The 14,330-nt window shown below is 60.6% G+C and carries 13 protein-coding genes; 1 reads left to right on the top strand and 12 read right to left on the bottom strand.

The window, feature by feature from the left end; genetic code table 11:
* Positions 1-98: 98 nt before the first annotated feature.
* The 6 genes from CGLUCO_RS00065 to CGLUCO_RS00040 form a co-directional block, all read right to left on the bottom strand.
* A complete protein-coding gene (locus CGLUCO_RS00065) occupies positions 99-893 on the bottom strand; it encodes an ABC transporter ATP-binding protein (RefSeq protein ID WP_005391533.1) in 795 nt (264 codons plus the stop codon).
* Positions 886-1,971 (bottom strand): FecCD family ABC transporter permease, encoded by a 1,086-nt coding sequence (locus CGLUCO_RS00060; RefSeq protein ID WP_084037251.1) that lies wholly within the window; start codon positions 1,969-1,971, stop codon positions 886-888. The genes CGLUCO_RS00065 and CGLUCO_RS00060 overlap by 8 nt, the downstream gene beginning before the upstream one ends.
* Complete coding sequence (locus CGLUCO_RS00055; RefSeq protein WP_084037253.1) at positions 1,968-3,095, bottom strand: FecCD family ABC transporter permease; 1,128 nt, start codon at positions 3,093-3,095, stop codon at positions 1,968-1,970. The genes CGLUCO_RS00060 and CGLUCO_RS00055 overlap by 4 nt, the downstream gene beginning before the upstream one ends.
* A gap of 68 nt (positions 3,096-3,163) precedes the next feature.
* Positions 3,164-4,108 (bottom strand): ABC transporter substrate-binding protein, encoded by a 945-nt coding sequence (locus CGLUCO_RS00050; RefSeq protein WP_084037255.1) that lies wholly within the window; start codon positions 4,106-4,108, stop codon positions 3,164-3,166.
* Positions 4,109-4,547: 439 nt separating this feature from the next.
* Positions 4,548-5,144, bottom strand: a complete 597-nt coding sequence (locus CGLUCO_RS00045) for an amidohydrolase family protein (protein ID WP_084037257.1) — start codon at positions 5,142-5,144, stop codon at positions 4,548-4,550.
* A gap of 45 nt (positions 5,145-5,189) precedes the next feature.
* Positions 5,190-5,318: a restriction endonuclease gene (locus tag CGLUCO_RS00040; RefSeq protein ID WP_159447614.1), complete on the bottom strand. Its 129-nt coding sequence runs from the start codon at positions 5,316-5,318 to the stop codon at positions 5,190-5,192.
* A 230-nt stretch (positions 5,319-5,548) separates the two neighbouring features.
* On the opposite strand from CGLUCO_RS00040, the gene CGLUCO_RS00035 reads away from it, so the two are divergent.
* Positions 5,549-6,013 (top strand): hypothetical protein, encoded by a 465-nt coding sequence (locus CGLUCO_RS00035; protein WP_084037259.1) that lies wholly within the window; start codon positions 5,549-5,551, stop codon positions 6,011-6,013.
* Positions 6,014-6,027: 14 nt separating this feature from the next.
* On the opposite strand, the gene CGLUCO_RS00030 is transcribed toward CGLUCO_RS00035, so the two are convergent.
* From CGLUCO_RS00030 to dnaA, 6 genes are all read right to left on the bottom strand, one after another.
* Positions 6,028-6,951: a hypothetical protein gene (locus CGLUCO_RS00030; RefSeq protein WP_084037261.1), complete on the bottom strand. Its 924-nt coding sequence runs from the start codon at positions 6,949-6,951 to the stop codon at positions 6,028-6,030.
* A gap of 190 nt (positions 6,952-7,141) precedes the next feature.
* Entirely contained in the window at positions 7,142-9,196 is a 2,055-nt protein-coding gene (gene gyrB, locus CGLUCO_RS00025) for a DNA topoisomerase (ATP-hydrolyzing) subunit B (RefSeq protein ID WP_034988654.1), read from the bottom strand.
* Positions 9,197-9,333: 137 nt separating this feature from the next.
* Positions 9,334-9,783: a DciA family protein gene (locus tag CGLUCO_RS00020; RefSeq protein ID WP_371326121.1), complete on the bottom strand. Its 450-nt coding sequence runs from the start codon at positions 9,781-9,783 to the stop codon at positions 9,334-9,336.
* A 49-nt stretch (positions 9,784-9,832) separates the two neighbouring features.
* Entirely contained in the window at positions 9,833-10,957 is a 1,125-nt protein-coding gene (recF, locus tag CGLUCO_RS00015; RefSeq protein ID WP_084037263.1) for a DNA replication/repair protein RecF, read from the bottom strand.
* Positions 10,958-10,960: 3 nt separating this feature from the next.
* Positions 10,961-12,136, bottom strand: a complete 1,176-nt coding sequence (gene dnaN / locus CGLUCO_RS00010) for a DNA polymerase III subunit beta (RefSeq protein WP_084037265.1) — start codon at positions 12,134-12,136, stop codon at positions 10,961-10,963.
* A 610-nt stretch (positions 12,137-12,746) separates the two neighbouring features.
* Positions 12,747-14,258, bottom strand: a complete 1,512-nt coding sequence (dnaA, locus tag CGLUCO_RS00005; protein WP_198481453.1) for a chromosomal replication initiator protein DnaA — start codon at positions 14,256-14,258, stop codon at positions 12,747-12,749.
* Positions 14,259-14,330: the final 72 nt, after the last annotated feature.

Below are 14,330 nucleotides of genomic sequence, written 5' to 3'. Positions count from 1 at the left end.
TCGTTCTCCGTTCAGCCAATGCCTTTCGCGATAACGGACGTTCGAACGGAGGAAAGATGAAATAATTTTTCTCCAACGCACATCTGCGTCTGTCAGATCTACAGGGTTCCCCGCGGAACTATCACCGGGCTTTCACCATGCGGATCCTCCCAGACTTCCGCCCTCAACCCATATGCTTCCGCCAGCACGTCCGGGATCAGAGCCTCAGCCGGAGTCCCCTGGGCAAGGATCTGCCCGTCCTTCATCACGATTAGAGTGTCCGAGAACATCCCGGCCAGCATCAAATCGTGCAGCACCATGACTACAGCCTTCCCCTTCTGCGCCTGATTGCGTGCCAGCTCCAGCATTTCCATTGCATGGGCTGGGTCTAGAAACGTGGTCGGCTCATCGAGTAATAGCACCGGAGTATCTTGCGCCAACGTCATCGCCAACCATACGCGCTGGCGCTGCCCACCGGACAACGAAGAAACCTCGCGATCCACCAAGTCAACAATCCCGGTTGTTTCGCAGGCATGGGCAATCACCTCCCGGTCACGGGCAGATTCTCCACGCAACCAACCTTGGTGAGGATGTCGACCGCGGGCTACCAGCTCCCCCACCAAGATCCCCTCTGGCGCCATGGGGTGTTGCGGCAGCATCGCGATCCGCCGGGCCGCATCCTTGGTGTGTAGCTCATGGACGATCTCACCCTGAACGTATACTTCACCGGCCCGCGGAGTGACCAATTTAGACATCGTCTTCAGCAGCGTTGACTTCCCGCACCCGTTTGGACCAATCAGAGTAGTGACCTGTCCTGGGTATGCGCGCACGCTAACCCCTTTGAGTACGTCCCGGGCTTCGGAGTACCCGGCGTACACCTCAGTTGCGTTCAGAATCGCCTCGTTCTCAACCATTGTTGCCTCGCTTGTTCATTTTCTTGATGACCAATCCCACCAGTGCAATTCCACCGATCACGGAAGATACCGCCCCGACCGGAGCACTCGTTGGTATGAACCCCGCAATCACCGCGCACACCCCCAGCAGTGCCGCACCGGCGGCGGCCGACACCATCGGTGATGGCGTTCCGGTATTAGCCACGATCCTTCCCAGGTGTGGCGCGATCAGCGCAATGAAACCGATCGGCCCCACCACAGAGACCACCACAGCCGCCACGCCTGTTGCCGCTATCAACAGGGCTGCCCGCCGTGCCTTTATATTCACACCTAGCGATGATGCCGAACTGTCATCGTGCGCAAGGACGGGTAGATCCCTCGCGCACCACAAGCCGATGGCGATGAATGGTGCCAGACCGACCAACAACGGAATCAACGCATTCATACGTACGAACCCTGTGGAGCCCGCTAGCCAAGTCTGAGTCTCGGCCGCCCGCAGGATTTCGGCTTTGAGCAGCAGGTAGCTCACGACTGCTTGGAGCATGAGAGACAGGGCGAAACCGATGAGCACAATCTTGTCGCTGGTACCCACGCCACCCAGCAGGGTGAGCACGACGAGTACCGCCACGGCCCCGACCATCGCTAGCCCGGCGCGCCACCAGAACATGGGCAAATCTTCCAGCCACGTGGGCCGGACGGTGACAGTGCCCAGTACCACGAGCACGGCCGCCCCGGAGGTCACACCCAGGATGTCTGGGGAGGCGAGGGGGTTTCTGGCCATTGTTTGCGTCCATGCGCCGGCGGTACCTAAGGCCGCACCGACAATCATCGTGGCTAGCGCCACGGGCAAGCGCAGGTCCCACACCACGGCGATTTGGCGAGCGGTACCGCCACCACGGAGCACGTCGAGTACCTCCGCCGGGGACATTTTCACTGTGCCTTGTCCCAGGAGCACGAGGTAACAGGCAAAAGCCACGACCGCGAAGAACCCAGTGCTGCCCACGATGCGTGCGATGCGGTTGCGCCGCTGGCAGGTGAGCTGCTGGGTGAGATCCTCGGTGATGGTTTGCAGGAAATTGTTCTGCGGTGAGTGTGTCACTGCATGCTCCCCGCTTTCTGCCAACTCGAACGCCTGCGCACCACAGCAATCATCAGCGGCGCACCCAGGATGGCGATAACGATAGACATCTCTAACTCCCCCGGACGCAGTACCAACCGACCCACAATATCCGCAGCGAGCACCATGATTCCCCCGGTCAGCGCCGCCGGAAGTATCAGCCGGGTTACCTGCGGACCCAGCACCACGCGCATCACGTGCGGGGCGGCGAAGCCGACGAAAACGACCGGGCCTGCCGCCGCCGTCGCGCTGCCCGCGAGCAGGACCACCCCGAGCGCTGAGAGCAGTCGCGCAAGGCGGGGTGAGCCACCGAGAGCTTGGGAGGCGTCATCACCAAAGGCCAATAGATCCAATGGTCGGGCGGCAATCAAAGCAAGCACAAAGCCGACTACCAGGCCCGTCCAAGCCAGCACTATTTCACTGAGGCCACGGCCGAAGGTGGAGCCCACGACCCAGTGGCGCATGCTATCGAGGACGTCGGTGTCGAACAGGCCGATGAGGACGGTGCCGGAGCGCAAGGTAGCATCCACGCCCACGCCCACCAAGAGGAGCGTTATGGGATCAGGGGCACGGCGCGCAATGAACATAACCAGTCCGGCTGCGAGTGCGGCACCGACCAGCGCGCACGATGCGGCACTGCCCACGTTGGTAACCACCCCGACAACAGATCCAAAGGCCACGGCGAACGAGGCCCCTGAGGTGATGCCGATGAAGCCCGGATCGGCCAGCGGGTTGCGCGTCCACGCCTGGGCGAGTACCCCAGCAACGGCCAGGGACGACCCGACTGCGAAGGCTAGAAGCGTGCGAGGGACGCGCAGGTCCCAAATGATGCTGCCAAGCTCTTGCTTGCTGGCGCCGCGGAGAGCCTCGAGCACCTCGGCGGCCGGAATGGAGCGCGAGCCTACGAAGAGGGATGCGATTGCCACGACGACGCTGGCCGCGATGAGGGTGGCAATGGTGCGCTTCGTACGGTCTTCACGGGAGCTGACGGGGAAGGTACGAAGTGGTTTTGTACCGCCAGCAAGGTCGGATGTTCCGGTAGCCGTGCCAGCCGTACAGCTAGGTCGGCGAGAGCGCAAACGAGTGGCGAGGAAATCAGATGACATTAGGTTATGGAGTTTCTGTGGGATGTGTTGAAGTCGGCGCTAGTACGAGCCGCGCAGGCAGGTGTCAGCTACTTCAGTTGCTCTGCGAACTTGTCAATTACCCACGGAATGGTTACCGGGTTAGGCATGCTCATCGCATTTCCCACATCGGTTTCTAAGTACCGCACACGGCCGTCCTTAACTACATCCAGTTTCTGGAAAGTCGCATCCTTCTTGAGTGCATTCAGGGCACCGTTGTAATCCAGTACAAATAAGTAGTCCACGTTGTTGAGCTTGGCGTAGTTTTCTGGAGCATAGTCCACGAAGAACGACGAGCCATCGCCCTGCAGCTCCTTCGGGTTGGTGAAGCCCAAATCCCTAATGAATTGGCCACGGCCGTCGCCGTCGGTGTACAGACCAATCTTGCCCTCGTAGGGCATCACGATGGCCGCACGCTTGCCCTGCAGTTCTGGGTGGTCCTTCTTGAATTGGGCGAACTTTTCCTCGGTCTCCTTGATGAGCCTGTCGCCCTCCTCCTCTTTGCCGACGGCCTGGGAGATCGTTTCAACCTGCTTGTCCCACGGAATCTGCCAATCCTGATAGCCCTCGGGTTTGACTGTGGTGCTGGCGATCTTGTCCAGGGAGGCCTTCGCCTGGGCGTCCACCGCTTGGTTCACCGCGATGATTTGGGTGGGGTTGGTAGCGGTGACTTTTTCTAGGATGTCGACGGTGAAGCCACTGGCCGTGTTAAAGATTTTCTCCGGTTTCGCATCCCCAAGCAGATCCTCCGACCACGGGCCCACGCCAGATTCTGAGCCGTCACCTTCGGCACCCCATGGGGCAATCGCAACGGGCGTGATACCGAGCGCCAAAAGGGTATCGGCATCCCCTAAGCCAAGGCTGGCCACGCGCGAAACCGGGCTGCTCTCGGCGGAATCGTTCTCGCCATCGCCTCGAGCGCATCCCGTCAGGGCAAGGGACGCCACAGTAAGGAACACTGTTATGGCCTTGGCATGTTTGGAAAAGAAGTGCATGGTACTCCTTGGTTAGTTGTGGCCGGGTGTGGAGCTTCCGACCTGCGGAGTCACGTGGACTTGAACTGCCCCGGCGTAGCACACCCCACCATTTTTGATAACACTTATGTAGCGTTATTCCGTGACTGCTGACACATTACCCGCCGTTCATACAATAGGCAAGCCTTACCTTACGCTTCTCCGTCCGTGCGTGACATACGTCAAGTTTTCTTCCACATGATTGGGATGCCACGCGCTGCTCATCTTTCACGCGGTCGTGCGACGTATTTTTGCGGTTGTCCCACCTCCGCGCCCATACCGCACGACGACAACGTTCCCAGGTAACTTGGCTCAAACCTGGTGGATCAACCCACGGTGAGCATCCGGGAAAGCGGTAGAGGGGGGCGTCGAGAAGCTAGAGGGAGAGCTTGAGCAGGCGCGCGGCGTTGGACCACAAGATCTACTTCTTCTCCTCGTCGGTGAAGCGGGAGGTCCGCACATAGTCGAAGGCGCGGACGTACTTCTCCTCCTGGAAATACGGGAAATCGGAACCACCCATCAGCTGCGAGACGCCGAAGGTCTCCGCGGCCAGGGCCAACGACGGCTCGTGGAAGTTGGCGGCGTCGAAAAAGAACTTCCGCAGGGACTCGTTCGGCGAGGCCGGGAAGGCGTCCCAGTCCTCGTAGTTATCCTCGATGCGCTGCGCCAGCATGGGGAGATCGCCGCCCAGGTGCGCGACGTGGAACGTGATGCGTGGGAAACGGCACGGTATATCGGCCTTCAGGAGCTCCAACGTAGCCGTCGCATCCTCGACAGGCGCACCGTTGACCCACTCCAGCTTGTGGCGGAGCAACCACGGCGAATTAACACCGCAGCCAGTCGGGTGAATATTGACCACCATGGCGTGTTCATCGAGGAAGCTCCAGACCGGGTCGAGGGAGGAATCCGACAGATAGGGCTGCTGCGCCAGCAACGTGGGCAAGCCGGTGCCACAGACCTGACCGGAATTTTCGATCCACTCCAACTCCTTCAACGCCGCGTCGACGTGTTCGCGTATTTCATGCGGTATCGGAGACTGTGGCCTGAATCATCAAGGAGGGAATCAGTCGAGCTCTTTTTGGATGTAGATTTTCTCCTCGTAGGACTTGCAGTGGACAACTGTCCAAAACTGATCCTCGCTGCAGCGAACCAGCAGGTCAATGCCGGTGTCTAGTGGCTTCGCATATGGCAAGTTAGACCTTATCAGGGGATCCGTCTTGATCAACTACTCAAAACCAATGCCATACTCGGCTCTGGGCCGATTCTCGCGGAGCTGGGCAAGGGGCTTCTTTAAACGTCAACATGGTGATGATAATTGCGCCTTGCTCTACCTTTTCCGTGGCCGCAGGCACTGTAACGCGCCTACCAGGACGTAGGATAGATATAATAGTTAGCCGAAAACTAGGGAGAGGTAGGACAAAGATGAAGACGAAGCGGATGGTGGCGGCGACGGTGGCGTCGGCAATTGCGTTGACGGGGGTGACCAGCGTGGCTGGTGCCGAGGAGACGCAGAAGGGGTACCAATGCGTGGCTAACGGCACCACGTACACCAACCCCCTCGTGTGGTCTGCACCCGTTGTAGGCATCATCAGCATCTACGCCGCCATACCCGAGAACATCCGCGCCCAATACGGGCTGCCCACCTCGCAGAACGTGCGGGACATTATTGGGCAGGCGCTGCCGCAGGTGGACAAGCAGCAAGTGGAGAAGTTCGTCACCAACGGGACGATCGCCGCGTTTTCCATCTTCAGCTTTGTGATCGGTGCGCTGGCCAGCGCACCCGGGTACTACCAAAACTGCGTCACCGACATCAAGACGCCGGCGACCGGGGATAACTCCGAGACGGAGTGGAATAGCTCCAAATGGCGGGGATCCTCTAAGGAGTAGTGACGTGGGGCTCGTCATTCGCTGTCCCAAGCGAGCCCCGGGGCAAACCACTGATCGGAGGGGAACCGGCCGCGTAGTGGCCAGAGGCGGTCAAGCTGGCGGAGGAAAAGCTTGGTTTTCCAGGACTCGTTATCGATACGGATCAGGGTGAGGGCTTCGCTTTCGAGGCGGCGGTGGCGAGTGAGTTCCCTGTTGACGGACAGGACAGTGGGTTCATCGAACTCGCCGTGGGTCTTGCCGAAGCCGTCGTACTCGAGAGCGATGGATCTATCGGGGTAGAAGAAATCGACGCGGCCGATGAAGGCGCCGTCGGTGTTGTAGATGCTGGCTTGCTGAAAGGGGGCGGGGAAGCCGGCTTCGAAAAGGGCGACCTTGACATCGGATTCGCGGGGGCTTTCCGAGAGATTGTTGATGAGGCGGACGGCGGTGCGGGCGGTTTTGATGCCGTTGGTTTTGGCTCTGTGGTGGATCGCGTAGAGGAGTTCGTCTTCGGTGGTGAGGTTGGTGGCGAGGGCGAAGTCGCCGCAGCGGACGGCTTCGGCAAGGCCGTGCCAGCGGGCGATATCGATGACCGTCAGGGCTGGGGAGGTAAGCGAAATTTCAAAACCGCAGACGGTGGTGGTGCGCAGATCGCCCCTTGTGAGGCGAGTCTGGCACACGCCTGCGCGGGGTCTTCCGGTGCCGATGATGTGGACCTGCTCGCGCTTGTGGACGATCACGGGCATGCCCCACAGGGCCGCCGCTGACGCACCGATTAGTGGTCGTCCCTCAATGCCCAGGGCGGCGCAGCGGAGGAGGTACTTATCCTCGCGGCTGAGTTTTTGGTATTCCCCCTGAACTACGTAGACGCCGCGGGCGAGCTGCATGTGCGCAGACACCGCATTGCGCTGAAAAGAGTTAAGACCCCGAGTGAAAAGAAGATGTTCCCCCACATTCATGGCTCACATTTTCACATGGGGCGGGGGTCTTCGCCACCGGTAGAGAAAAAGGTAGACGTTTGGCGCGTAGCAAACGTGACGGACTGGGTCGATGGGTGCGACCCTCGGATAGATGTCTACCTTTTGTCAGGTGGGCGCGAAAAAGCCCCCGGCAGCATGGTGGCTACCGGGGCGTTTTCGCCACTCGGGTTTAGACGTCCAGGAAGCGGACGTCCTTCGCGTTGCGGGTGATGAAGGTGCGGCGGGCAACGACGTCGTCACCCATGAGGATGGAGAAGAGCTCGTCGGCACGCTCGGCGTCTTCAAGGTCGACGCGGCGGAGGGTGCGGAAATCCGGGTCGAGGGTGGTTTCCCAGAGCTCGGAGGCGTTCATCTCGCCCAGGCCCTTGTAGCGCTGGATGCCGTCGTCGGTGTTGATCTTGCGGCCGGCCTCGAGGCCTTCCGCGAGGAGATCGTCGCGCTCCTGGTCGGAGTAGGCGAAGCCGGGGTCGCCCTTCTGCCACTTGAGCTTGTACAACGGCGGGTTAGCGAGGTAGACGTGGCCTTCCTCGATAAGCGCGGGCATGAAGCGGAAAAGGAGGGTGAGCAGCAGCGTTGCAATGTGCTGGCCGTCAACATCGGCATCGGCCATGAGGACAATCTTGTGGTAACGGAGCTTGGAAATATCAAACTCGTCGTGGACGCCCGTGCCGAGCGCAGTGATGATCGCCTGGATCTCCGCGTTCTTGAAAGCGCGATCAAGGCGGGCCTTCTCGACGTTGAGGATCTTGCCACGCAGCGGGAGGATCGCCTGGAACATGGAGTCACGGCCGGCCTTGGCGGAACCGCCTGCGGAGTCGCCCTCCACGATGTAGAGCTCGGATTTCTCCGGGTCCTTGGAGCGGCAATCGGCAAGCTTGCCGGGCAGTCCGCCCATGTCTGTCGGCGACTTGCGGCGGACGAGCTCGCGGGCCTTCCGGGCGGCGAGGCGGGCCTGGGCCGAAGAGCTGGCCTTTTGGACGATGATCTTGGCCTCGGCGGGGTTCGCCTCGAACCAGTGCGTGAGGTGGGTATTGACCACACGCTGTACGAAAGACTTGACGTTGGTGTTACCCAGCTTGGTCTTAGTCTGGCCCTCGAACTGCGGATCGCCGACCTTGACGGAGACGACGGCGGACAGCCCCTCGCGGCAATCGTCGCCGGTAAGCTTCGGATCCTTCTCCTTCATCAGCTTGTGATCGCGCGCGTACTTGTTCATGATCGTGGTCAGCGCGGCGCGGAAGCCTTCCTCGTGCGTGCCGCCCTCGACCGTGGCGATGGTGTTGGCGAAGGTGAAGACGTTCTCCTTGTAGGAGGTGTTCCACTGCAGGGCGACCTCCAGGGCCAGGTCATCCTCGGAATCCTGGAAACCGACGATGGTGGGGTGGAGAGCCGTCTTCTTCTTATTCAGGAACTTGACGTAATCGATGAGGCCATCCGGGTAGTGGAAGACAACGGAGCGCTCGGATGGTATCTCCGGTTCCTCAGCTTGCGGCTTCTCCGCAAGCTTCTCGTCAACCTCGTCGAGGGAGAGGCTGTCTGCCTCGAGCAGCGACTCATCGGCTTCGAGGGAGGGCTTTTCTTCCTCGGCAATGATGTGCTTACGCTTATCCGTCAGCTTGATGTAGACGCCTTTGTTGAGGAAGGCCATCTGCTGCAGGCGGTCGGAGATCGTCTTGTAGTTGAACTCGACCGTCTCAAAGATTTCCGCATCCGGCCAGAAGCGGATGCGGGTGCCGGTGCCGCGGGCCTTGCCACCCTTTTCCAGATCATCCGGAACCTGGTTATTAAAACGCTGATACCAGTGGTAACCGTCGCGCTTAATGTCCGCCTCAACGCGGGTGGACAGGGCGTTCACCACGGAAATACCCACGCCGTGCAGGCCGCCGGAGACCTTGTAGGAATCATTGTTAAACTTGCCGCCGGCGTGCAGCTGCGTCATGACGACCTCGACCGTCGGCCGACCGGTCTGGTGCATCTCCACGGGGATGCCACGACCGTTATCCGTCACCTCGACGCTGCCATCCTCATGGAGTACGACATCCACCTTGTCAGCGAAGCCGGCCAGGGCCTCGTCGATAGAGTTATCGACAACCTCCCACACCAGGTGGTGCAGGCCACGTCTACCGGTGGAACCGATGTACATGCCGGGGCGCTTGCGGACAGCTTCCAAGCCCTCCAGCACGGTAATCGACGTTGCGTCGTAATCGTGATGTTCTGGGCTCAAGTTTTGTTGTGATTCAGCCACGATAGATTCGAAACTTCCTCGCTAATTTTAGACGTATAACTCTTGTCATTCTACACTTCCGTGGGGGACCACATGAAACTAGCCCAAACCGGCGAGAGGGCGTGTCAAACACAAATTTAGCCATACGTATCTCTCGGACCGCGACCCTTGACGTGAAGGCGACCCTTGCGCCAGCTCGGTGGTTTTGGCCCGAAAATCTTTAGCTGCGTGATGATGTTAGGACCGATCATATCGGCGATGGTCTGCAGGATGCGGCGCTGCATGAGGCGTAAATTTGTGGCCCACGCTGTGGAATCACACGTGATGAAGAGCGTTGTATCCTTCACCATCTCTATTTTCGTGTGATTGGCGATATCAGCGCCGACAATCTCCGCCCACTGGCCCATGATCCAGCCCGAGGCCAGCGGCTTTTGCCAGCCCTGCTTACGGATCTCGCGGCCGAGGATGGAATGGAGGTTCTCCACCTTGCGGGGTGTGATGAGGCGGCGGCCATCCTTGCCCGTGGGGATGCGGCGGCGCGGTTTCTTCTCCGGCGGAGCCTCGACCTTTTTGTACACCTTGCCCATCTTCTGGATGCGCTCGAAGGACTGGTAGAAGAAGTCGAGGGAATCCTCCTCACTCATCGTCGCTCACGTCCAGGAAGGAATCCCCATCTTTGAGGAGCACGGTGTGGTCCGTGTGGGTAAGGTCGGTGGGGATATCGGTGGGGACAGCGGTGGTGATGAGGACCTGCTCGGCACTGCGGATCATCGAGGTCAGCGCTTGTCGACGGGGGTTATCAAGCTCGGCGAAAACATCATCGAGGATGAGGATCGGGATGTGGCCACCGGTGGAAAACAGCCGGAAGACGGCGATTTTCAGGGCGATGGCAAAAGACCACGTCTCACCGTGGGAGGCAAACCCCTTGGCGGGGGCTTCACCGAGATAAAGCCCCAGGTCATCCTTGTGGGGGCCGATGAGGGTGCGGCCCGCATCGATCTCGCGGGGGCGGATCTCCGCCAGCGAGGTGAGCAGCAGCGCCTCCGTCTCCGCGGTGGTTTCCCCCTGGTCACGGGTGAGATAGGAGATCGCCGGGGGACGGGAATGCGGGGCAATCTCCAGGTAGGCGGCTTCCACGAGGGGGTGCAGGCGAGCGATGAGGGCGGAGCGGGCGGTGACGAGTTCGGCGCCAAGCGAGGCGAGCTGGCTGTCCCAGACATCGAGCATGCCGTGCATAGACGGATAAAAATTAGCTTTCGCCTGCTTGAGGAGGGCGTTGCGCTGCTTGAGGACGCGCTCGTACTCCGCCTTGGTGGCGGAAAAACGCGGGGTTTCCTGCGAAATGACAGAATCGATGAGGCGGCGGCGCCCCTCGGGTTCGCCGGTGACGAGGTGGAGGTCCTCCGGGGAGAAGAGGACGCAGCGGACACCGCCGAGGAGCTCGCGCGGGTGGCGCAGACGAGTGCGGTTGAGCTGCGCGAGGTTGGCGGCGTGGGGTTTCACCGTCATGCGGACGACGAGCTCCCGCCCGCCGGAGACGACGGTGGCCGCGAGCTGGGCGGCATCCGCGCCGGCGCGCACCAAGGGGGCATCGTGTTTGACGCGGTGGGAGGAGAGATTAGCCAGGTAGTAGATCGACTCGACGATGTTCGTTTTGCCGAACCCGTTGGCGCCGGTGAACACCGTCACCCCCGGCCCGAGCTCCAGGTCGAGCTCCGGCCAGCTGCGGAAATCCTTCAGGGTCAGGTGGCGAACAAACATCGCTTAACCGGGCAGGCGGACCGGCATGAGCAGGTAGGTTACCGCGCTGTGCGGTGAGGCGAAGGAACCGTCCGCGGCGGCCTCCGGAAGCTCCTCCGGCTCCGGGGTGAGGATGGCCGAACGGTTGGAATCCGTAAAGCCGAACATGACGCGTTTTGAACGCATGACATTCAGGCCATCGCGCAGGTAGGCGGGGTTGAAGGCGATGACGAGGGAATCCTCGATACCCTGGAAGGCGGCGGGGAGGACCTCCTCGGCGGCGCCGCTTTCGGAGTTCGCGGCGGTGAGAGAGACCTGGCCCGCGGAGAAGGTCATGCGGATCTGGCCGGACTTGTCGGCGACGAGGGAGACGCGGCGCAGGGCCTTGAGAAGTTCGTCGACGTCGCAGGTAGCGATGTAATTATGGGTCTTGGGGAGGAGGGGGTTGTAGTTGGGGAATTCAGCGTCGAGAAGCCGGGTGGTGGTCTGACGATTCTCGGTGACCATGCCGATGAGACCGTTACCCAAGGCAACCTCCAACGGCTTATTCAGGCCATTATCCATGGATTTTGCCGTATCCAGGAGGGTGCGCGCGGGGATCAAAAGGCTGGATTTCTCCAGCTCACGGGACGGTTCCCACTCCAGGTGGCGCACCGCCAGGCGGAACCGGTCCGTGGCGGCCATGATGAGGTCCGAGCCCTCGATATCGACGTGAATACCTGTAAGCATGGGAAGCGCATCGTCCTTGCCTGCGGCCGTGGCGACCTGGCTGACGGCCTCCGTGAACTGGTGCGGATCCACGCGACCGGCCGTCTCCGGCATCGCCGGCAGGGAGGGGTACTCATCGAGCGGGATGATCGGCAGCTCAAACTTCGCCTTCCCGCAGGACAACAGCACCTTGGAATGCGTCTCGTCCGTCTCGACCTCGACCGTGCCCGCCGCCAGCGAAGAGGTGATATCGCTAATCAGCTTGCCGGCGACGGCGAGCCTGCCGTTTTGTAAGACCTGGGCGTTGAGGCGAACCTTGGTGGACACCTCGTAATCGAAGCCCGCCAGCTCCAGGCCGTCATCGGTAGCCGTAATGACAAGACCGCGGAGCACCGGCTGCACGGGGCGGGTGGGCAGGTTGTGGGCGACCCAGCTCACTGCGTCTGCGAAATCGTCCTGGGCTACACGGAAGGCGACAGCGTGCGATTCCATCTTTCTCCTTTAATTTAACAAGTTTTCACTATCGGGCTAATCGGTCTTTTCGCGTCCGGATGAGGATGACAAAAGGTGACATGTCCAAACCTACCCCGCAGCGGACCCGCGGAGGAAAAGTTGTTCACGTCCCCTGTTTCTTCTTGTAATTCTAAGTAACCCGTTTGGTAAAAGCAGTAGGCGTTGTGGAAACTGGGGATAATTACAAATTCTGGCCGGTCGCGTCGCGTGTCGGGGATGTGAGTGCGGTTGTGGAATGCCTGTGGATAACGTCGGTCGATCTGTGGATAACTTTTTGGGGTTCCGAGTTATCCACAATTTATCCACAGGCCGGCTCCGAGTTATCCACAGCCGAAACCAGGAGATTGTGAATACTGTGAACTGCGGTTTTGCGGTTTATGTGACGAGGATCACCAAATTACAAAGCCGTAATTTCACAAATGTGAATAAACCTGTGGATAACTTTTTTTCCGGGCGTGCGCTGGGGAAAACTGTGGAAAACTCCGTCATTTTTGGGTGGTTGTGCACAGGGGGTGACTGTGGAAGAAAAAGAGCCCCCGCGCCCCGGATCGTGTTATTCCGGGGCGCGGGGGCGCGGGGGCGGGTGTGATTATTGCTGCTGGGCGGGGCGGGAGGCCGCCTGCTTGATGTTTTGGGCGAGCTGTTGCACCTGGTCATAGGTGTCGCGATCCTTGGACATCTCCTTGCCGATCTTGCGCTCGGCGTACATGACCGTCGTGTGATCCTTGCCGAACTCGGCGCCGATCTTGGGCAGGGACAGGGAGGTGAACTCGCGGCACAGGTACATGGCGAGCTGGCGGGCGTGCGAGACGGGGCGCGTCTTCGTCTTCCCGCGCAACTGACTGACGGGGAGGTTGAAGAAGCGGGCCGTCTCGGCGATGATGTCCGTCGGCGTGATCTCCACGTTCTGCTCCGTGCCGATGAGATCCGACAGGGCCTCGCGCACCAGGTCAGGGGTGATCTGCCGGTGGGTGAGGGAGGCGAAGGCGGTGACGCGGATAAGCGCCCCCTCGAGAGACCGGATCGAGCCCGGGAAGGGGGTGGCGATCTCCGTCAGGGAATCGCGATCCACCTGGACGTGCTCGGCGATGGCCTTCTTTTCCAGGATGGCGATGCGCGTTTCCAGATCCGGCGGCTGAATATCCGTGATGAGGCCGGCCTGGAAACGGGTGCGGAGGCGATCCTCCAAGGTTACGAGGTTTTGCGGCGGCCGGTCGGAGGACAGGATGATCTGCTTATTGGCCTGGTGGAGGGCGTTAAAGGTGTGGAAGAACTCCTCCTGGGTGCCCTCCTTGCCCTCCAAGAACTGGATATCGTCAACCATGAGGATGTCCAGGTTGCGGTAGCGGTGCTTGAAGGATTCCTGCTTATCATCGCGGACCGAGTTGATGTAGTCATTGGTGAATTCCTCACTGGAGACGTACATGACGCGGATCCCCGGATGTAGCTGCAGCGCGTAATTGCCCGTCGCGTGCAGGAGGTGGGTTTTGCCCAGCCCCGAACCGCCCCAGATATACAGCGGGTTGTAGGCCTCGGCCGGGGACTCCGCCACGGCGAAGGCTGCGGCCTGCGAAAACTGGTTGGACTTGCCGATGACGAAGGACTCGAAGGTGTGCTTCGGGTTCAGCGTGGAATTGGCCGAGGGCGCCTGTTTTGGCTGGGTGGATGGGGTGTAATTCGGGGGAACCGCAGGCACGGGAGTGGGCTCGGGTGCCGGCTCTGGGGGGCGGGGACGAGTGACGCGGACGCGTGGAGGGGTGACCGACGGAGCGGTCTCGGGAGTAGAGGTCGGGGGGAGGGAGTCGTCGACAAGCGAAGGATCGACACTGATAGCGAGGTTGATCGGGGTGCCGGTGACCTCCTCCCAGACGAGTGCGACCGCCTGGCCCGTTTCGCCTTCGAGCGCGCGTTTGGCCAGCTTATGCGGGGTGGAGAGGAGGAGGTGGCCCTGGACGACGGCGAGCGGGCGCGTGAGGCGCAGGTAGCTGCGGTTGGATTGGGAAATCGGCGCGAACGGGAAATCGGGTTCCTTTTCGCGGGTGGTCAGGGTGGTGAGGACGTCCCGCCAGAGTTGTTCCGGGGAGGAGGAAAGGTCTGTCACAGCGGCGGGCGTTCTTTCTACATCGACGGTCAGGGACTCACAGTTAACTGCAAGGATAGTGTTTATTAACAA

The sequence above is a fragment of the Corynebacterium glucuronolyticum DSM 44120 genome (genome assembly GCF_030440595.1).
Classification (GTDB): domain Bacteria; phylum Actinomycetota; class Actinomycetes; order Mycobacteriales; family Mycobacteriaceae; genus Corynebacterium; species Corynebacterium glucuronolyticum.
The sequence above is the reverse complement of the archived record's forward strand: the minus strand, read 5'-3'. Positions and strand labels throughout refer to the sequence as shown.

Coding starts and splice junctions, on each gene's coding strand:
- recF (WP_084037263.1), bottom strand. CDS start 10,957: ATGTTTGTTCGCCACCTGACCCTGAAGGATTTCCGCAGCTGGCCGGAG.
- CGLUCO_RS00055 (WP_084037253.1), bottom strand. CDS start 3,095: ATGTCATCTGATTTCCTCGCCACTCGTTTGCGCTCTCGCCGACCTAGC.
- CGLUCO_RS00020 (WP_371326121.1), bottom strand. CDS start 9,783: ATGGGCAAGGTGTACAAAAAGGTCGAGGCTCCGCCGGAGAAGAAACCG.
- CGLUCO_RS00030 (WP_084037261.1), bottom strand. CDS start 6,951: ATGAATGTGGGGGAACATCTTCTTTTCACTCGGGGTCTTAACTCTTTT.
- dnaN (WP_084037265.1), bottom strand. CDS start 12,136: ATGGAATCGCACGCTGTCGCCTTCCGTGTAGCCCAGGACGATTTCGCA.
- CGLUCO_RS00065 (WP_005391533.1), bottom strand. CDS start 893: ATGGTTGAGAACGAGGCGATTCTGAACGCAACTGAGGTGTACGCCGGG.
- CGLUCO_RS00050 (WP_084037255.1), bottom strand. CDS start 4,108: ATGCACTTCTTTTCCAAACATGCCAAGGCCATAACAGTGTTCCTTACT.
- CGLUCO_RS00035 (WP_084037259.1), top strand. CDS start 5,549: ATGAAGACGAAGCGGATGGTGGCGGCGACGGTGGCGTCGGCAATTGCG.